At 44.6% G+C, this 19,441-nt stretch carries 14 protein-coding genes; 4 read left to right on the top strand and 10 right to left on the bottom strand.

What is annotated here, in order from left to right; all coding sequences use genetic code 11:
* Position 1: 1 nt before the first annotated feature.
* A complete protein-coding gene (gene kaiC, locus VL20_RS23160; protein WP_002797104.1) occupies positions 2–1,522 on the bottom strand; it encodes a circadian clock protein KaiC in 1,521 nt (506 codons plus the stop codon).
* A gap of 426 nt (positions 1,523–1,948) precedes the next feature.
* Between kaiC and VL20_RS31920 the strand changes: the two genes are divergently transcribed.
* The gene (locus VL20_RS31920; RefSeq protein ID WP_167341565.1) at positions 1,949–2,098 is read left to right on the top strand and encodes a hypothetical protein; all 150 of its coding nucleotides are present in this window, start codon (positions 1,949–1,951) and stop codon (positions 2,096–2,098) included.
* Positions 2,099–2,176: 78 nt separating this feature from the next.
* On the opposite strand, the gene VL20_RS23155 is transcribed toward VL20_RS31920, so the two are convergent.
* The 6 genes from VL20_RS23155 to VL20_RS23130 form a co-directional block, all read right to left on the bottom strand.
* Complete coding sequence (locus VL20_RS23155; RefSeq protein WP_043995766.1) at positions 2,177–3,103, bottom strand: branched-chain amino acid transaminase; 927 nt, start codon at positions 3,101–3,103, stop codon at positions 2,177–2,179.
* A 23-nt stretch (positions 3,104–3,126) separates the two neighbouring features.
* Entirely contained in the window at positions 3,127–4,887 is a 1,761-nt protein-coding gene (locus VL20_RS23150) for a M61 family metallopeptidase (RefSeq protein WP_052277954.1), read from the bottom strand.
* 144 nt (positions 4,888–5,031) lie between these two features.
* Entirely contained in the window at positions 5,032–7,464 is a 2,433-nt protein-coding gene (locus VL20_RS23145) for a transglycosylase domain-containing protein (protein ID WP_052277953.1), read from the bottom strand.
* Positions 7,465–7,631: 167 nt separating this feature from the next.
* The gene (gene mreD, locus VL20_RS23140; protein WP_052277952.1) at positions 7,632–8,213 is read right to left on the bottom strand and encodes a rod shape-determining protein MreD; all 582 of its coding nucleotides are present in this window, start codon (positions 8,211–8,213) and stop codon (positions 7,632–7,634) included.
* Complete coding sequence (gene mreC, locus VL20_RS23135) at positions 8,180–8,929, bottom strand: rod shape-determining protein MreC (RefSeq protein WP_052277951.1); 750 nt, start codon at positions 8,927–8,929, stop codon at positions 8,180–8,182. The genes mreD and mreC overlap by 34 nt, the downstream gene beginning before the upstream one ends.
* Before the next feature lie 73 nt (positions 8,930–9,002).
* On the bottom strand, positions 9,003–10,040 hold the full coding sequence (locus tag VL20_RS23130) for a rod shape-determining protein (RefSeq protein ID WP_002764811.1): 1,038 nt from the start codon (positions 10,038–10,040) through the stop codon (positions 9,003–9,005).
* A gap of 223 nt (positions 10,041–10,263) precedes the next feature.
* Between VL20_RS23130 and VL20_RS23125 the strand changes: the two genes are divergently transcribed.
* Positions 10,264–10,614 carry a single-stranded DNA-binding protein gene (locus tag VL20_RS23125; protein WP_002731888.1) on the top strand — a complete coding sequence of 117 codons (351 nt, stop codon included), beginning with the start codon at positions 10,264–10,266 and terminating at the stop codon, positions 10,612–10,614.
* Between the two features lie 65 nt (positions 10,615–10,679).
* On the opposite strand, the gene VL20_RS23120 is transcribed toward VL20_RS23125, so the two are convergent.
* Positions 10,680–11,480, bottom strand: a complete 801-nt coding sequence (locus VL20_RS23120; protein WP_052277950.1) for an aminotransferase class IV — start codon at positions 11,478–11,480, stop codon at positions 10,680–10,682.
* Positions 11,481–11,929: 449 nt separating this feature from the next.
* On the opposite strand from VL20_RS23120, the gene VL20_RS23115 reads away from it, so the two are divergent.
* Both VL20_RS23115 and gcvP read left to right on the top strand, forming a co-directional pair.
* Entirely contained in the window at positions 11,930–13,555 is a 1,626-nt protein-coding gene (locus VL20_RS23115) for an ArnT family glycosyltransferase (protein WP_052277949.1), read from the top strand.
* Positions 13,556–13,670: 115 nt separating this feature from the next.
* Positions 13,671–16,658, top strand: a complete 2,988-nt coding sequence (gene gcvP / locus VL20_RS23110; protein ID WP_284525898.1) for an aminomethyl-transferring glycine dehydrogenase — start codon at positions 13,671–13,673, stop codon at positions 16,656–16,658.
* 413 nt (positions 16,659–17,071) lie between these two features.
* Here gcvP and lpxB read toward each other — a convergent pair whose 3' ends face one another.
* Entirely contained in the window at positions 17,072–18,274 is a 1,203-nt protein-coding gene (lpxB, locus tag VL20_RS23105) for a lipid-A-disaccharide synthase (RefSeq protein WP_052277948.1), read from the bottom strand.
* Between the two features lie 242 nt (positions 18,275–18,516).
* The gene (gene lpxA / locus VL20_RS23100) at positions 18,517–19,353 is read right to left on the bottom strand and encodes an acyl-ACP--UDP-N-acetylglucosamine O-acyltransferase (RefSeq protein WP_052277947.1); all 837 of its coding nucleotides are present in this window, start codon (positions 19,351–19,353) and stop codon (positions 18,517–18,519) included.
* Positions 19,354–19,441: the final 88 nt, after the last annotated feature.

The following is a 19,441-nucleotide window of genomic DNA, read 5'->3' as shown; positions in this document are numbered from 1 at the left end:
TTTAACTACGATCCTCGAATAATCCACTCAAACGTTCTACTTCTGTTTGTGCTGTGTACATAGGAGTTCCAGCCAGAATTCCGGTAACATTGCGGAAAGGTTGACCAATGTGCATACCTTGATGATCGATCGAAAACTCACGAATATCCTTATCGTGCATAGAACCGCGCATTTTTAAAACAGTGATACCGCGGCGCATTTCTCCATACATTTCCACATAACGCAGCAGAATAATTGAATCGGTAATTGTAGAAATATGCGCTTCTGTGATCGAGGAACCTCCTAATAAAGTGGGAGTGGTGGAAGTAAATAATCCTCCCACCTCTTTTTGCTTAATAAAAGAAGTCAACCCGATAATAAATTCCCGAAATCCTTTCAGATTAGAAACCCTTTCTAAAGCAGATAAACTATCTACTGCCACTCGATTAGGTTGAAACTCCTCGATAATTTCCTTCATCATAATTAAATGATTTTCTAAACCCGTAGTTTCGGGATAACGGCAGACTACCTTTAATTTACCTTCCTTTTCCATGCGGTCATAATCCACCCCCCAACCGGTAGCATTTCTAAATAACTGTTCGCGACTTTCCTCGAAGGCAAAAATTAAACATCTTTCCCCATTGGTTACTCCCCCGGCCATAAATTCTGTCACCATCAGGGTTTTTCCTGTTCCTGTGGCTCCCGAAACCAAAATAACCGAATCGCGGAAGAAACCACCCCCACACATTCTATCGAGTTCGAGGCTGCCGGAAGTAATACGAATATTAGAGGATTTTTGTTCCAATTCAATGGCTGATAAAGGAATAATCACGGCCCCTTTATTGGGAATAATTGTAAAAGGAAATTCTCCTTTTTGGTGATCGGTTCCCCGATATTTTAAAATTTCGATTGTCCTTCTTCTTTTCTCATCGGTTAAAACGTTGCGTAAAATCACCACATTGTCGGCCACAAACTCCTCCACCCCATAACGACTGATTTCGCCGTATTCTTGGGTTCTTTCTGCGGTCATAATCGCTGTTACTTCCAATTCTCGCAAAGCGGTTGCCAGACGAAAAAGATCACTTCTCACTTGAGCGCTATCACTTAAATGGCTAAAAATTGCGCCTAAAGAATCCATAGACACCCGTTTAGCTTTATTTTTGCGGATAGCAAACTCAATGCGAGCGATTAATGCACCTAGGTCGTATTCTCCTGTCACCATCGGCTTTTCTTCCGGTTGGGGGGAAGCATCGACAAAGGCCCATTGACGATTCTCCTCCCACTGCCGGATATTCCAACCAAAACCACCCATATTTTTTCTTAGTGCTTGGGGTGGCTCCTCGAAGGTGACAAAAACGCCATTTTCTCCATTTTTGATGCCTTCTGCCAGAAATTGACAGGCAAAAACCGTTTTAGCACTTCCTGCCGTCCCCGCTATCAAAGTTGCTCGTCCTTTCGGTAATCCCCCTTCCGAAAGAAAATCAAAGCCGGGGATTCCTGTTTCTAACTTCTCAATCAACTCTAGGGGATTATTTTGCGTCATTCTAAGTTCTCTATGAAAACGAGCCACTGTTTATTGTACCTATTTCAGTGACCAGTGATACCAGAAATTCATCCCTAGTTTGAGAGTTTGAGCATTGGTAATAAAATTTCCAAGACATAGTTTAAATGCAGGACAGCTTAACCCAAGAATAAATGGAAACTAGATAATACTAAATCCGTTGAGTAACGCACAGAAAACGGGTTTCTCGGAGAAACCCGTTTTCTACTCATGCACTCATGCAAAACGGAGAATAAATAATCAGTTTTTAATAACTGGATTTAGTATAAGCAGGTAAATCTCGGCCACAATTAACCAAAACACCCCCTAATAGTCAGAATCAAAGTTAAGTTTTGTATTTAGTTGATTAATACTATCCTTGACAACTTTGATAGAGTTTAAGGTATAATCATACTTATTTGCTCTACTATGGAACATACAACCGATAATAATCAAAATCAGCAAAAAACCGACAATCAACAAGAAAAAACAGCAACAGGGAAGAAACCCGTGCTGAAGATTGATCCTAAGAAAACTATACCCTATATACAGGAAGGAGCCAAACCGAAAAATAGATAAATTCTGTTTATTTCAGGGTTACTTCAGATGCGCCATCATTTGACGCATCTCAAGGAAAAATTAAAGAAAGTTCTCTAACTACAAAAGAACTTTAGTAATCCAATCTTGATACTTTGGTTCCTGATTGAGAACGATAGAACTTAACTTTTCCTTTAACTGATAAGTAATCGGTTTAGCTGCCGGTAAAGAAAAAGTTTCAATCTTTTTAATCGGAGTTATTTTCGCCGCAGTGCCACTTAAAAACACCTCATCAGCGATAAATAACTCCGTCTTATCTACAGGTCTTTCAATCACCGGAATACCCAAATCCCGCGCAATAGTTAAAACACTATCTCTAGTAATCCCCTCTAGGATATCTTGGTCAAAACTAGGAGTAATTAGCTGACCATTTCTGATGATAAAAATATTCATTCCCGTCGCTTCACAGACTTTACCCTGAGAATTCATTAAAATTGCCTCATCAAACCCCGATTCTACCGCTTCCGTTTTTGCTAAAGCAGAAGTGATATAAGCGGCGCTAATTTTACCTCGCAACGGGAAACTTCTATCCTCTTGACGATACCAAGAACTAATCCGACAGTTAACCCCATCGGCTGCCAAATAATCATCCATTTCTAGACCATAGACTAGAAAATCCTTCTCGATACCATGCAATCGCGGGGCAATTCCCAACCCGGAACTATAGACAAGGGGACGAATATAAAAAGGTCGATGACACTGATTATTTTTGACAAAATCGATAATTATTTGATAGATTTTATCGGCAGGAATCTCGTAATTAAGAAACTTAGCACTTTGACTTAAACGCTGACAATGACGTTCTAATCTAAATAATAATATCTGTCCGGGATTGCTAGGGTCGGGAGTACCTCTTAAACCCCCAAAAGCGGCAGTTCCATAGTGTAGTGCGTGGGTAGCAACGGATAATTTTGCCTCACTAAAAGGGATAAATTTATTCTCAAAATAGGCGAGAGGAAGGAAAGGAATTTCGGCGGTAATAGACATTTTTTTGTTGATTGAACCAAGAACTAAACGGGATTTACCCATGCAGAAAAATTTTGTTTCTGGCTATTAGAAGGATTTTCTACCCTGATAATTTCATAGCGAATCGTCTGCGGGGTGGCCAGTGGAACAGCAAGGGTTCGCAATTCATCGAGATGAAAGACTGTTATCTGAATAATATCACCTGCGCGGTAGTCTTTTAATCTTTCGTTTAACTGTTCCGCCGTCACCCGCAATCCATCGATAGCCAATAATTCATCATCAGCATTAATTCCCGCTTTTTGGCAAGGGGAACCCATCTCGACAAATTTAATTATTTCTTTACCCGCTTCACTCTGTACCCGCATTCCCAGATAAGGTATCGTCTCCCCATTGTCAACACCCCGCAGATAGAGTCCAAAAGGTTCAAGATATTGATTAAAGGGTAATTCTGCCAAACCGTCGATATAACGCTGGTAGAAGTCGCTTAAATCCACCCCTGCAGCCGATTCGAGAATTGCCTGCAATTCCCCATCGGTATAACCAATCTCCTCTTTACCGAAATGTTGCCACATCGAGCGTAAAACATCATCGAGGGAACGACGGTTATCGGTGTGGGTGCGAATTAGTAAATCCAGAAGCAGCGACAATAATTCCCCCTTGAGATAGTAGGAAATTTGACTATTATCACTATTACTATCCCGTCGATAGAGTTTTATCCAAGCATCGAAACTCGATTCGCCTAGCGGTTGGACAAGACGACCGGGTATATTGAGATAACGGCTGATTTCTTTGCTTAAAAGCTCTAAAAAAGTCTTACTATCGTATATTCCCGCCCGTAGAGGGATTATCATATCGTAATAACTGGTGGTTCCTTCGGCAAACCAGAGGGAAGAAGTATAATTTTCTGCATCATAATCGAAGCTTTCTAAAGCTTTTGGGCGAATACGCTTGATATTCCAGAGATGAAAGAACTCATGGGCGACTAATTGCAGAAAACGATGATATTTATCCTTATCTCGCAATCCCAAACGCGCATAGTTAAGGGTACAGGAATTTTTATGTTCTAGTCCCCCGTAACCAGCCGCCGAAAGATGTAGCAAAAATAGATAATTATCATAGGGGAGTCCACCGAACATAGCCGACTCGGTTTGAATAATTTTAGTGGTATCGGCGATAATTTGACTAGGATTAGCGTTTCCCCGTCCCCAGATAGCTAATTGATGGGGTTTTCCCTCGACGACAAAATCGTATAACTGATGAATCCCCACTTCCACGGGACTGTCCACTAGGGTATCAAAATCGGGAACCTGAAAGGTGTTTTTCTGTCCGGGTAAAGATTTTAAGGCAGTGGTAACGCGCCAATCGCCATGGGGGGGGATAATTGTCAGGGTGAGGGGATGTTTTTGATAATCGGGGATATAGAAAAATAAAGCAGCCCCGTTGAAGTAACCGTGAGTATCATCGAGATGGTTGGTTCTGACGGTTAAATCGTGGGCAAAAACGCGATATTTGACCGTTATTTCGGAACTGTTACCATTGTCAATCTGCCAGTGATTTTTAGCAACTTTGCGACTGTTGAGGTTAACAGCTTGAAAATCTTGGACTAAACGGGAGTATTCCCGCACCAGATAGGAACCGGGGGTCCAAACCGGCATTTTTAGGTTTAAAATCGGAGCTTGCCAACCGGTAATCTGTAGAGTGACTTCAAAGAGGTGCGAAGTCGGTTCCGACATAGCCACTTGATAGCTGAGACTTAAACGAGTTGAGGAGATGGTAGCGGGGGAAATAAGACTGGTCATCGGCATTAAACAAGCTTTTAAGTTATTATAGCGGCAAGCTTTCGGCTAATTTACCCGGTTTCACCGCCAAAAATCCGATGGTTTTCCAAGATTTGACCGAGCAGATTTGGAACCGTAACCCCCGCAAATCCTGCGGTTTTTTTTGCCGATTCAGCGTCTTTCTGCTGGGGGTGCGGGAGGAGCCACATCGGGGGGAGAAGTTACCTCTAGGGGAACCGAACGAGTTTCGGGAGCTGCCACAGTGACGGGAACGGTAATCGGTTCGGCTGCTGTGGGGGCCGTATTTTGAGGACTAGGAGCAGCGGCGCTGGTAGGAGCGACTCTAGTACGCCGACGACTAGAACGGCGTTGGCCCGGTTCGCTAGTATTAGAACGAACGATAGTTTGCTCACGACTTACCCGAACCCGTCGCCGTCTGCGGATGGGTCCTTCGGTGGGGGAACCCTCATCGCTGCTGGCTAAACGATTGTTAGTAGTTTGGGTAAAGTAGGTACGTCGGGGTTTAATTGGTTCCGCTTTTAATGTCACCGGACGTTTGCCTAAATTCGGTTCTGGGAAACCTTGATAGGGAATATCCTTAATTGCTTCTAACATAAATTGTCGCCACATCCAAGCGGACATGGTACTGGCTCCATTGGTGGGTTTATTATTGTCATTACCGAGCCAAATTCCCGTGACTAATTGGGGAATATAACCGACAAACCAAAGGTCGCGAGCTTTATCAGAAGTGCCGGTTTTTCCTGCCACCGGACGACCGATTTGTGCGGGGGTTCCCGTTCCCGAATTAACCACATCCTCTAGCATCCAAGTCATCGTCGCTGCCGTGTTTTTATTCAGAGCAGTTTTCGGTTTAAAATTGGCTTGATAAATTACCTTACCGTGGCGATCGAGTACCTGATTAATACCGTAAACTGGTTGATGCACACCATTATTAGCAAAAGTCCCGTAGGCGCTGGTCAATTCTAAAAGATTGACTTCCGAAGCACCCAAAGCCAAAGAATAAGTGGGTAAAAGTTTCGACTGGATACCCATATCTTGAGCCAATTTAATCACCGGATTCCAACCGACGGCCACTAACACCTGAACTGCCACCACATTCAGGGAAGAAGTCAAAGCATCGCGCATGGACACCTCGCGGCCGCTATACTTATCGCCGTAGTTTTCCGGTTTATAACCATCCACCACATACTGTGCATCTTTATAATTAGAATAGGGGGATTTCCCCGCCGCAATCGCCGCCGCATAGACAAAAGGTTTAAAAGTAGATCCCGGCTGACGTTTTGCCTGTGTCACCCGATTGAATTGATTCTTCTCGTGGTCAATTCCTCCGACCATAGCCTTAATTTGCCCATTTTTGGGGTCAATTGCCACTAAAGCCGCCTGTTGGAAGTTCTGCCACTTGCCATAACGAGAAACCGCTCTTTCTACCACTTCCTCCGCTTCGCTTTGCCAACGAGGATTAAGGGTAGTTTTTACCACCAATCCCCCCGCTTCTAGGGTTTTAGCGGGAACCAGTTGCGGCAGTTCTTTTTCCACATAATCGGTAAAATAGGCCGCTTGCCGTTGCAGACGTTTTAGGGGACTGGTTTTAAGGACTAGGGGAGATGTGATCGCCAGTTTTGCCTGAGCGTTAGTAATAAATCCCACCTCGGCCATAGTTTTGAGGACGATATTACGCCGTTCTAGGGCAGATTTAGGGTTTTCGAGGGGAGAATAGAGACTAGGAGCGGGAACAATGCCGGCAAGGGTGGCAGCTTCGGCTAGAGTTAATTTATCGACGGGTTTACTGAAATATAACCAAGCGGCATCGGCCAGACCGTAGGCCCCGGAACCGAGATAAACTAGGTGGAAATAACGCTCTAAAATCTGGTCTTTTGTATATTTATCTTCTATTTTCTGAGCGATACGCATTTCCCGTAATTTGCGATCAAAACTCCTTTCTTGGGATAAAAAGACAATCCGGGCCAATTGTTGGGTGATGGTGCTGCCTCCTTCCACCACTCCCCCGGCTCTCAGGTTAGAAAAGAGAGCGCGAGCAATACCCTGGCCATCAACTCCCCCGTGTTCACGAAAACGGCGGTCTTCACTAGCGATAAAGGCCTCCTGTACCAGTGGGGGAACTTGAGCAATTTTCACGCTTTCGTAGGTGCTAGGGCCATTTTGCTTGAGGATTTCCCCATTAGCAGCTTGAATGGTTAGGGTGCCGGGACGAGCATAGGTTTGTATATCGGCGATATTTTGCGGTAGAGAGCTTTCAAGGCGATAAATGCCCCAACCTATCCCCAAAAGTCCCCCTGTCACCCCTAATCCTACTCCCAAGTACAAGCCAAAGCGGGGATGTTGTCGCCATTGCGGTAAGGGGGAATTATCAATCAGGGTAGTAAATTTGTTTTTCAAGGGTTTTAACGTCTCTAGAGCCTTGCTACTGGTTTGGGAGACTAAATTGACCTTTTTTTCTTCAGAAGCGGCTTCTACTGGCTTTTCTGCGGCAAATGGCGCAGATTTGGAGTCGATAGGATCGACTTTAGGGGGGTGTTTAGCGAGATTATGGAAAAATTGACTAAGTTTTTGTTTGTATTTCATGTTAGTTGAGCGGGTGAGGGTGAGGGTGAGGGTGTTGGGGTAGTGGGGTAGTGGGGTAGTGGGGTAGTGGGGAAGTGGGGAAGTGGGGAAGTGGGGTGTGGGGTGTGGGGTGTGGGGAATTTAGCTGAAATTTCCCCATCTCCCTATGTCCCTAAATCCCTATTTCCTTAAAGATCGCTAAATTGTCGCCACCATTGCTGGAGGGGATAATAGAGGAGGGGAGTCCAGAGACTACTAAGCAGAGCAGAAGTGAGGCCAATGCGTTGATAATCGAGCCAAAGATCAGCGAGATTTTTGCCTCCTTGTAGATAGTATTGAAAAGCGATCGCACCATTGGCGATTAAAGCCATAACAAAGACAATTAAGACCACGGCGATCAATTCTTCTTTGAGATAACGTTGTCGGTGTAAACGGGAAGTGAGGAAACCGATCAGACCAAAAACCATGATATGGGAAGGATAATTAGAGGTTAAACTATCTTGAATAGCGCCGATCGCTAATCCGACCACCACACTATCGAGACAAGAGCGATTGAGACTCCAACTAACCAACCAAATCAGTAACCAATTGGGAGCGATGCCTAAAATCTCCATACCGGGGAGCCGCATTAAGGAAAGAAAAGTACAGAGAAGCAGTGAAGCGATAGTGACTAAAATATTCAGTATAAAACGATAACGGGCTGATAAACGGCTTAATTTCAGCATAATTCCCCCTCTCACTGCTGGGGTTGCGGGTGAACGAACACCCATTCGAGATTGTCCACGGTGGCGGTAAATTCAATTTTGGCGGTGGGGGCGGGATTTTCCGGTAAATTAAGGGAAATTATGCGACCGATGGGCAACCCTGGCGAAAAAAGACTACTAAAAGCCGAAGTTGTCACCACATCTCCCGGTTTAACATCGGGAGCTTTTTCAAAAAAGCGCAGGGTGGCGACTTGGGAATTCTGACCTTGAATTAAACCCATGGCCCGACTACGATTCACCGTTGCTCCGATGCGACTTTGGGAATTACTGACCAATAAAACTTTGCTGGTGTGGGGAGTAACTTCCGTAATCCGTCCCACTAAACCGCCAATTCCCGTCACCGAAGCACCCACTGGCACACCATCGGCGCTACCCCGACCGATAATTACCTGTTGCCACCAATCATCGGCGCTGCGGCCAATAATTGGAGCAGAAATCAGGGGTTTTTTCTGGGTTTGATAATAACCAAGCTGTTTTTTTAATTGTTGATTTTGATATTCGACTTCACTTAAACGATTTTGTAATTCTCGCACCCGTTGATCGGCCAGAAGTTGCTCTTGCAGATTAGTTTCCTCTCCCTGAAAAGGACGAGTTAATAAACCATACAATTCTAAAATCGCCCCACTTTGATAGGTGCGAATGTACCAAGCTACCCCCAAAGCGGCAGCGAGCAGCAAAAGTCGCCATCCCTGCTGTGTCCATTTTCGTCGTGCTGAATACATGAGCGATTAAAAACCTCTTGACTGTGTAGAGTGAGAATCCGTGTGTTTTGCCGCTAACCGATCCTAGTGACCTTTAGACATTGCGAGTTGTTTCATTAACGATCCGCTCAAAGAGTTTCTGATTTTTTAACACTTCTCCCGTGCCTTTGACCACACAGCGCAGCGGATCTTCAGCGACATGGGTAACGATACCGGTTTCGTGACTGACTAGGCGATCGAGTCCCCGTAATAAAGCACCTCCTCCCGCTAACATGATGCCGCGATCGATAATATCGGCAGCTAATTCGGGGGGAGTTTTTTCTAGGGTACGTTTGATCGCATCAACGATCACGGAAAGTGGCTCATCCATACTTTCCCGCACTTCTTCCGCTTTGATGGTCACGGTGCGGGGTAAACCGGACATGAGATGCAATCCCCGCACTTCCAGAGGAGGAAATTCATCTCCGGGGGTGGGATAAGCGGAAGCAAGGCGAATTTTAATATCTTCGGCCGTACGTTCCCCGATAATCAGGTTATGGACTTTTTTCAGATAGGCGATAATTGCTTCCGTGAGTTCATCCCCGGCCACACGGACGGATTCGCTGATCACTGTCCCATCAAGACTGAGAATCGCCACTTCCGTGGTGCCACCACCGATATCGATGATCATATTTCCCGTCGCTTCCGAGACGGGTAAACCAGCACCCAAGGCTGCCGCAACTGGTTCATCAATTAACCCCACTTCTCGCGAGCCGGCATTTTTGGCCGCATCCACCACCGCGCGTCTTTCTACTCCAGTAATCCCGCTGGGAACACCGATTACCATGCGGGGATTGCCAATCGTGCCATCGAGCGCTCGTTTGATGAATTCCGCTAACATGATCTCGCAACTGTAAAAATCGGCGATTACCCCATCGCGCAGGGGTCGCAGCGCGGTGACATGGCCTGGAGTGCGACCGAGCATTTTTTTGGCCTCCTCCCCGACAGCGACCGGGTTGCGATCTTGATCGATCGCTACTACCGATGGTTCCTCTAAAACGATGCCTTTCCCTGACACATAAACGAGGGTGTTTGCTGTACCCAAGTCTATACCTATGTCCCTTGATAAGCCTAGTCCTCTAAAAAAACCCACTTGTTTTCACTCCTGTTCTGATAACAACGTTGCTATAGCTAGACTTTCGATCGAATCGACTTGGATTTTATTACGTTTTGTTTCTCAAGTCTAGTTAATTATCGCTTCTTTCTCTCCAGATTTACGCAGGTCTTTGCCCTAATTTTCTGGCTGCCCACCGGTCAAGGCCGAGGTTTCGGGCTAAAATAAACATACTATTGTACTAAATTGAGGATTTAAGACCATGAGTGTAAATCTGGTTCATTTGGTGGGACGAGCGGGGAGAGACCCAGAAACCAAGTATTTCGAGTCGGGTAAGGTTTTATGTACTTTAACTTTAGCGGTTAATCGTCGCTCTAAAAATAGCGATCAGCCGGATTGGTTTGATCTGGAAATTTGGGGCAAAACGGCGGAAGTGGCCGCTAATTATGTGAAAAAAGGCGGTTTAATCGGGATTAAAGGGTCTTTAAAAATGGATACCTGGAATGATAAAAACACCGGATTAGCTCGCTCTAAACCGGTGATTCTCGTCGATCAATTAGATTTACTCGGTTCTAAACGCGATAGTGAGGCTAATTCCGAGCGAGAATTTTAAAGCTTGAGCTGCATTATTTCCCGATTTTAGGTGTGTTAGCCCCTAGTAACACACCCTTATTTATTCTATAATTGACTGGAAAAATATTGCTGTAAATCTGGTAAAACTTCTCTATAAATAGCTGTATTTATCTCTAGATTACAGCCAAGAATAGAATTAAAAGGGATAATTTCCACCAGGGAATTACTATAGGCGATCGCTTGTAAAGTCCTGACAAATTCAGGAGTCCAGAGATTTTCTTCTAGGGAAATATTTTGTTTTTTTAACCAGCCGATCAAAGCCGAGCGCCCAATCCCGGGTAAAATGTCAGCAGTCAGCAGGGGACTGTACCAGCAATTATCTTTCCATCCCCATAAATTACCCGTGCTAGTTTCTAACCAATTCCCAGATTGATCGACTAATATCGCTTCTTTTGCCCCTTTTTTTTGAGCAGTTTGTGACGCTAACCAAGGAGTTAAATAATTACCAGTTTTATGCTCTCCTAAAACGCGTTGCCAAGCGGGATTATCCACTACCCAGCCAATAATTCCTTGCTCTTGTCTAAGGTTTAAATCTTCGGGGAGAAATCTGCCTTTAATCCACTCCCTACCATCGGGAAAAATTGTGATTCTCAGGACAGGATAGAATCGGGATAATTTTTCGGCTCCTTGGCGAATTCGCCGCCAATCGGGAGCGGACCAGTGGAAAACTTGTAAACTAGAGTGCAGACGTTGGAGATGCTCTTGCCAATGGGTTAGGGGATGATCTAAGCTTTTTTGATAGATACGCAGGGTAGTAAATATTGTCGCTCCATAAAGCAGCCCAATATCATTAATATCCAGACTTATTCGCTCATCCTCGATTAATTCGCCATTATACCAATACATAATCAGTTATCAGTTATCAGTTATCAGATGTGAGTTATCAGTTATCAGTTATCAGTTATCAGATGTGAGTTATCAGTTGATTAGACATATCCAAAAATTATAACTGAATCAGAGCTTGCTTCGCTGTCTTGTACTAATGAGTAGTTCGATATTGAAATATATAAGTAGGTGGGTGGAATTAAATATAAGATGAACGTAGGTTGGGTTGAAGCATGAAACCCAACGCCCGCTCATGTTACGCTACCGCTAACCCATCCTACAAATAATTGTGCCTCCCTACTTATCTGTCATTGATAATTCAATTTAACTGAAAAATATGGGGAAATTAAAATTATTTTTATTTGGGTAAGTTTCTTGTCTAGACAAAATTTTATTCTTGAGATAATATTAGGTATAAGTCCACTGATAACTGTTTACTGATAACTGTTTACTGATAACTGATCTAGCTTATGAACCGTCAAAAATTTACTTGGGGATATTCTAGCTATAAATTGCGTCAGAGAGAAAATTTTAAAGAATTTCTGTGTTTACTGGGATTATTAATAGCGGCCTTAACTATCTATCTAGTGGGATTAGGGAATTTACCCTTGCGGGATTGGGATGAGGCAACAATCGCTCAGGTGGCCAAGGAAATTAGCCAAACCCCCCTGGAACAATTGCGCTGGTTATTTCCTAGTCTTTGGGGTGATCCCTACCTGAATAAACCGCCGTTGATTCATAGTTTAATTGGTCTAACCTACCATTTCTGGGGTATCAATGAGGCCAATACTAGACTAATTCCCGCTTTTTTTACAGCTTTATCGGTGCCGCTTCTCTACCTTCTCGGTCGAGAAATTTTTCCCGCTCGTTTGCCAGCTTTACTGTCGGCCTTGATCTATTTAACTCTTTTGCCAGTGGTGCGCCATGGCCGTTTAGCCATGTTGGATGGAGCGGTATTATGTTTTGAAATCCTGATGTTTGTTGGTTTACTGCGCTCACGACGCGATTTACGCTGGTCTGTGGGGGCGGGGTTAGGATTTGCCCTCCTTTGTCTGACGAAGGGGATTATGGGGCTATTATTGGCGGGTATCGGCTTGATTTTTCTGCTCTGGGATACCCCCCGGTTATTAACTTCTGCCTATTTTTGGTCGGGTTGGTTATTGGGAGCAACCCCCGCTTTTGCTTGGTATGCCGCCCAATTTTGGCACTACGAGCGGGAGTTTCTGGATTCCCTTTTTGTTCAACAGTTAAAGCGAGTTAGTGACGATCTGGACAATCATCGCTGGCCGTTTTGGTATTATCTGCTAGAAATTATTAAATATAGTTGGCCCTGGTTAATTTTCTCGGTTTGGGGTTTACGTTTAGCTCGTCAGGAACATCTCTACAGTTGGGCGAAGTTACTGTTAGTTTGGACGGGTGTTTATCTGTTGGTGGTTTCGGTAATGGCGACTAAATTGCCTTGGTATATTCTGCCGATCTATCCGGCCTTGGCTTTAGCGGCCGGTTATGCCTTGGCGCAGGTGGGTAATCTTCCCATCGATCGCCCCTATCATCCAATCTGGTCAATTATTCTGGGTATTATCGGCGTTGGGGCGGGTTTATTAGCTTTAATAGCCTATTTTCCGGGTAATTTTGCCGCTATTGAACCTCTCCATCCCTTAATTCTTTTAACCTTATTGTCACTGTCCTTGACCATGGTGACAACGGCGATTTTGTTAGCCCGGCGCTCGCAACAATTCATCGTGGTTTTACTCTGGGGAATGTTGGTTTCTTTGTTTATTTTTGTCAATTCTCCCCTGTGGATATGGGAATTAAATGAGAATTTCCCCGTCAAACCGGTGGCGAGTTTAGTACAGAAATATGTGCCAGCAGATCACCCTGTTTATATTGCTTTTGCCTACGAGCGCCCCTCCTTAAATTTTTATAGTGGTCGTCGGGTTTTTCCCCTTGCTACTGAAGAATTAATCAATCATTGGCAAAGTCACAAGCAACCTTACCTAATTATCGATCGTCAAACCAAAGAAGCTACTGATTTAGAAGGATTAAAGGCGATCGGCTCTACGGATTCCGGTTGGTTTTTGGTGACGAAGCAGTAGTGAGGTTAATTTTGTGCATACTTTCGATAGCAAATTAGGTTCCGCTTTATCTTGCCGATTGCTGACTTGAAATATTACAAAAATTTTACAAGTTGCGTTAAAATCACCCCTAGCGATGAAACGCAGCACTTTTGTAATTGTTGAAACCGAGATTAATATGCTAAATAGGTCAATTACGGCCGAGAAAACCGAGGAATTCGCTCCTGCTGACCTGCAAGACCTGCTAGACTGTACCGATAGCTTTGTTAACCGTCATATTGGGCCGACGGAGACGGAAATCGAGAAAATGCTGGCGGTTTTGGGTGTTGCTACCCTTGAGGAGTTAATCGCTAAAACTGTCCCGTCAGGAATTCGTTTACAAAAAAGCCTTAATCTAGCACCTGCCTTGAGTGAATACGCCGCTCTTGCCCAATTAAAAGCTATTGCCTCGAAAAATCAGGTATTTCGCTCCTTTATTGGCATGGGCTACCATGACTGTATCACCCCGCCGGTAATTCTCCGCAACATCTTAGAAAATCCGGGTTGGTACACCGCCTATACTCCCTATCAAGCGGAAATCGCCCAAGGACGCTTAGAAGCTCTCTTAAACTTCCAAACTCTCATCACTAGCTTAACTGGTCTGGAAATTGCTAACGCTTCCCTCCTCGATGAAGGAACAGCAGCCGCAGAAGCGATGACTATGAGTTACGGACTGTGTAAAACTAAAGCCAATGCTTTCTTTATCTCTAGTAGTTGCCATCCCCAAACGATTGAAGTTGTTAAAACCAGAGCGATTCCTTTAGGTATTGACATTATTATCGAGGATCATCGTCTCTTTGACTTCCAAACGCCGATTTTTGGCGCATTATTACAATATCCAGCCACCGATGGCGTAATTTATGACTATCGGGAATTTATCGCCAAAGCGCAGGAAAATGGGGCTTTAGTCACCGTTGCCGCCGATATTCTCAGTTTAGCCCTGTTGACTCCCCCCGGCGAATTGGGGGCTGATATTGCCGTGGGTAGCAGTCAACGCTTTGGGGTTCCCTTGGGTTATGGGGGTCCCCATGCCGCCTATTTTGCCACCAAAGATGTCTATAAACGCAGTATTCCGGGGCGCATTGTCGGGGTATCGAAGGATAGTCAGGGTAAACCCGCACTGCGTTTAGCTTTGCAAACCAGGGAACAACATATCCGCCGGGATAAAGCCACCAGTAATATTTGTACCGCACAGGTGTTACTAGCGGTGATTGCTTCCATGTACGCGGTGTATCACGGACCGGAAGGAATCAAGAAAATCGCCCAAAGAGTGCAGAAATTAACCGCTTTATTGGCAACTGGTTTAAAACAGTTGGGTTATCAGGTGGGGAAAGAACCGCGCTTCGATACGCTCAAAGTTACGGTATCCACGGGAGTTAAGGATATCTTCGCCAAGGCAAAAACCCATAAGATTAATCTGCGTTATTTTGATGAGAATAATCTAGGAATTAGTGTCGATGAAACCACCAGTCTCAGGGATGTGTGGGATTTATGGCAAATTTTTGCCCCAACCGAGGAATTACCCTTTACCGCAGCCGAATTAGTCGAGAAAATTAGTCTAGAATTACCCGCTAATTTAACCCGTACCAGTGCCTATCTTACCGAGCCGGTGTTCAATCGTTACCACTCGGAAACGGAATTACTCAGATATCTGCACCGTCTGGAAACAAAGGATCTAGCCTTAAATACTTCCATGATTCCCCTCGGTTCCTGTACGATGAAACTCAATGCCGTAGCGGAGATGATTCCAGTAACTTGGGCAGAATTCGGCAAATTACACCCTTTTGCTCCGATTGACCAAGCAGAAGGCTATCAACTGCTCTTTCAACAGTTAGAGACTTGGTTAGGGGAAATTACCGGGTTTGATGGCATTTCCCTACAACCGAACGCCGGTTCTCAGGGAGAGTATGCCGGTTTACAGGTGATCCGAGCCTACCATGAAAGTCGCGGTCAAGGTCATCGTCAGATTTGCTTAATTCCTGAGTCCGCTCACGGGACTAATCCTGCCAGTGCCGTTATGTGTGGTATGAAAGTAGTGGCGGTTAATTGCGATTCTCGGGGCAATATTGATATTGATGACCTGAAAACTAAGGCCCAGAAGCATCAGGATAATCTAGCGGCTTTGATGGTGACGTATCCTTCCACTCACGGCGTTTTTGAACAGGGAATTAGCGAAATTTGCGCCTTGATTCATCAATACGGTGGTCAAGTGTATATGGATGGCGCCAATATGAATGCTCAGGTGGGTTTATGTCGTCCGGCGGATTTTGGCGCTGATGTCTGTCACTTGAATCTCCATAAAACTTTCTGTATTCCCCACGGTGGTGGCGGCCCCGGTATGGGACCAATCGGAGTAAAATCCCATTTAGTGCCTTTTCTGCCCGATGTTTCCCTAGTTTTGGCGAAATTATCCCCAGAAACCGCTAACGGTAAGCATCAGGACTCAATTGGCGCAATTTCGGCCGCGCCTTGGGGTAGTGCCAGCATTTTGGTGATTTCTTGGATGTATATCGCTATGATGGGGGCAGCCGGCTTGAAAAAAGCGACAGAAGTGGCAATTTTGAACGCTAATTATATGGCTTTTCGTCTGGAGTCGGCCTATCCGGTGTTATTTAAGGGTAGCGCGGGAACGGTTGCCCACGAGTGCGTGATTGATTTACGTCCCCTGAAAAAACAAGCTGGCATCGAGGTGGAAGATGTGGCAAAACGCTTGATGGATTTCGGTTTCCACGCGCCGACGGTTTCTTGGCCCGTGGCGGGTACAATGATGGTGGAACCCACGGAAAGCGAATCTTTGGGGGAATTAGACCGTTTTTGTGAAGCTTTGTTAACTATCTATCAAGAAGTACAAGCGATCGCTAATGGTACCATGGATATCCACGATAATCCCTTAAAAAATGCCCCCCACACAGCTGCAGTTTTAACTGCCGATGATTGGAGTCGTCCCTATTCCCGTCAACAGGCAGCTTACCCGCTTTCTTGGCTAAAAGATTATAAATTCTGGCCGGTAGTGGGACGGGTTGATAATGCTTACGGGGACAGAAATCTGGTTTGTTCCTGTGAGGGTATGGACGCTTATAAGTAGGGTTTGCGGCAAAGAGTTTTTCCTGGGGGTAGGGTGGGGTGCATCTCATTTTTGTAAATCTACTAATTTGGGATTTTTCAAGGGAAACTTCCTCCTAAAATTGGGTGTGTTACTTTCAGTTTTATCACTCAATCCAAGCTTTTGGGGGGTTCTACCCCCCAAACCCCCCGTTGGGGGCGTGGCGCCGCCCCCAAACCCCCCGCGCATTAGCTTTTCGGTGGGATGCTTACACGCGATTGTTCATATTTTTGTACCAATTTCAGAGTCACTGATAATTGCTGATTGTCGATATTTCTGCAAATGTGGGATGCAGCCGTGGGGTGTGGGGTGCAGGAATTATGAATTGGGGAGCGGGGAGAAAAAAGCTGTCTCCTGTCTCCTGAATCCTGTCTCCTGACTCCTGAATCCTAACCCTAACAAAGGCCTATTTTAAACACCTCTTGTGCCACTCGATCGCAACTGCCTACTGTTCCTAAACCGGCTGTGGTTTCTGCGTATTCATCTAACATTTTTTGCCGACGTTGCTGATTTAATAATAAATCTAGACATTCCTCCATAATTCTCTCTGGGTTAGCTTCCTCTTGTAATAATTCGGGAACAACTTCTCGCATTAAAACTAAATTTACCGGTGAGACAAATGGTACAGAAAGCTTCATAATATTGCGGGCAATCCAAGCAGTAACTGCACTTAAACGGTAAACCACCACCTGCGGCACGTTTAACAAAGCAATTTCGAGATTAACTGTACCAGACTTAGCCACAGCCAGATCGGCTGCGGCAATTGCTTCTAAAGTCTGATCTCGTTCCATAATCACCGCATTTAATCCATATTCCGCTACTAATTCTCGCATTTTTGGTTCGTATAAAGCTAAGGGAACGGGAATTAAAAACTTAATATCGGGTATTTTTTCCTGTAATTTTTGGGCAGCAGCGCACACAGTCGGCACGAGATATTTAAACTCCTGTTGACGGGAAGCGGGTAACAAAGCGATCACTGTTTCTTCGGGTTTTATTGCCCATTTTTGCCGCATTTCTTGCCGATTGGGAGCATTAGCCATACGATCAACTAAGGGATGTCCCACCCAAGTTACTGGTAAACCTTTTGTTTCAAAAAAACGAGCTTCGGCAGGAAAAATTGCCAATAATTTATCGGTGACGGCGATTAATTTTTCCGTATTAAATAACTTTTCTGCTGTAGCCCTTAGTTTAGCTGAGGGGATATTTTCTTCTGACCAAATCCACACCTGTGGGGCAATATAATAAATAATTGGGACATCGGGAATAATTTTTTTAGCCGACTGACCGATCGCCACATTTGCCCCCACATAATCAATTAAAATAATGATATCAGGGGGATGATCTCTAAAAAACTCTTTTGCTCGTTTTTGTAGTTGTAAGGTTGGCAAAATAAAGGGGATAGATTCAATTAATCCCATGGCAGCCAGTCGAGTGGTTTTACCCAACATTTTTGCTCCGGCTAACTCCATGCGATCGCCACCTAGGGCAAAAATTTCTAACTCAATTTCCAGGGTTTTAGCTAGTTTAAAAAGGGATTCAATCAGCATGGCTGCCTGTAAATCACCCGATACCTCACCCGTACTAATAAATATACGCATTTGGATAATTATTTGATAATAAAAGAATTCAGGAGTCAGGATTCAGGAGACAGGAGACAGGATTGCTGGAGATAGGAGTCAGGAGATAGGAGTCAGGAGATTATTTTTATTTATTCTCCCCACACCCCACTTCCCCACTTCCCCAATTCCCCAATTCATAATTCATAATTCATAATTCCCACACCCCACTTCCCCACTTCCCCACTTCCCCACTTTCCACACCCTGTTCCTCAATCAATAAATTATTTCCCCGGAATTAAACCGCGGCGTTTTTCTCCCGTGGTAGAGGATTGTAAAAATTGACAGAGATGTTGAACATGAGGGTTATCGGTTAAGAGAGAAACTTGTTCTAAAGCCTCCTGAAGATTTATATTAGAACGATAGATAATCCGAAAAGCTTTTTTCAGTAAAGCTAAATCTTCATCGGTAAAACCGGCCCTTTGTAAACCGACTAAATTAAGAGTTCGTACCCGACAGGGATTGCCTTCCACTAAAGTAAAAGGGGGAACATCGCGATCAATACGACTCATTCCTCCTAACATGGCCATTTTGCCAATATGAACAAATTGATGTACTCCTAAAACCCCCCCGATAACTGCTTTTGATTCGATCTGGACATGACCGGCCAAGGCGACACTATTAGCGATAATGATGTTATCTTGCAAAATACAATTATGGGCAACGTGAACATAGGCCATTAATAAATTATTATTGCCAATTTGGGTAACTTCTCCCGTATCCGTGGCGCGATTAATCGTGACAAACTCGCGAATTTGGTTATGATCACCAATTTCTACGCTACTTTCGCCCCCTTTATACTTTAAATCCTGTGGTTCATTACCAATAACAGCCCCGGAAAAGATATGATTACCCTTGCCAATTTTGGTCGGACCTTCAATGACCACATGGCCATCAATAATTGTATCAGCTTCAATTTCCACATTGGCCCCGATCACAGCATAGGGGCCGACTTTAACCTTGGGATCAAGTTTTGCCGACGGATGGATAACCGCAGTGGGGTGGATTAACGTATTCAAAGGGAAGTCTCCCGCGCTCAACTTCGTCACTGTATGAATCATGGTATAGCTTATCCTATATTGGACAGATTGTGATCAAGATTGATAGCGGTTGCTTAGGGAGGGGACGACTTTAATGGGGAACCAGAAC

This window comes from Microcystis panniformis FACHB-1757 (assembly GCF_001264245.1).
Classification (GTDB): domain Bacteria; phylum Cyanobacteriota; class Cyanobacteriia; order Cyanobacteriales; family Microcystaceae; genus Microcystis; species Microcystis panniformis.
Note: the sequence above shows the minus strand (reverse complement) of the source record. Positions and strands in the feature narration are given on the sequence as shown.

Bases quoted from the DNA above. Each gene is read 5' to 3' on its own strand.
- kaiC (WP_002797104.1), bottom strand. From the start codon at position 1,522: ATGACGCAAAATAATCCCCTAGAGTTGATTGAGAAGTTAGAAACAGGA.
- VL20_RS31920 (WP_167341565.1), top strand. From the start codon at position 1,949: ATGGAACATACAACCGATAATAATCAAAATCAGCAAAAAACCGACAAT.
- VL20_RS23155 (WP_043995766.1), bottom strand. From the start codon at position 3,103: ATGTCTATTACCGCCGAAATTCCTTTCCTTCCTCTCGCCTATTTTGAG.
- VL20_RS23150 (WP_052277954.1), bottom strand. From the start codon at position 4,887: ATGCCGATGACCAGTCTTATTTCCCCCGCTACCATCTCCTCAACTCGT.
- VL20_RS23145 (WP_052277953.1), bottom strand. From the start codon at position 7,464: ATGAAATACAAACAAAAACTTAGTCAATTTTTCCATAATCTCGCTAAA.
- mreD (WP_052277952.1), bottom strand. From the start codon at position 8,213: ATGGGTGTTCGTTCACCCGCAACCCCAGCAGTGAGAGGGGGAATTATG.
- mreC (WP_052277951.1), bottom strand. From the start codon at position 8,929: ATGTATTCAGCACGACGAAAATGGACACAGCAGGGATGGCGACTTTTG.
- VL20_RS23125 (WP_002731888.1), top strand. From the start codon at position 10,264: ATGAGTGTAAATCTGGTTCATTTGGTGGGACGAGCGGGGAGAGACCCA.
- VL20_RS23120 (WP_052277950.1), bottom strand. From the start codon at position 11,480: ATGTATTGGTATAATGGCGAATTAATCGAGGATGAGCGAATAAGTCTG.
- VL20_RS23115 (WP_052277949.1), top strand. From the start codon at position 11,930: ATGAACCGTCAAAAATTTACTTGGGGATATTCTAGCTATAAATTGCGT.
- gcvP (WP_284525898.1), top strand. From the start codon at position 13,671: ATGAAACGCAGCACTTTTGTAATTGTTGAAACCGAGATTAATATGCTA.
- lpxB (WP_052277948.1), bottom strand. From the start codon at position 18,274: ATGCGTATATTTATTAGTACGGGTGAGGTATCGGGTGATTTACAGGCA.
- lpxA (WP_052277947.1), bottom strand. From the start codon at position 19,353: ATGATTCATACAGTGACGAAGTTGAGCGCGGGAGACTTCCCTTTGAAT.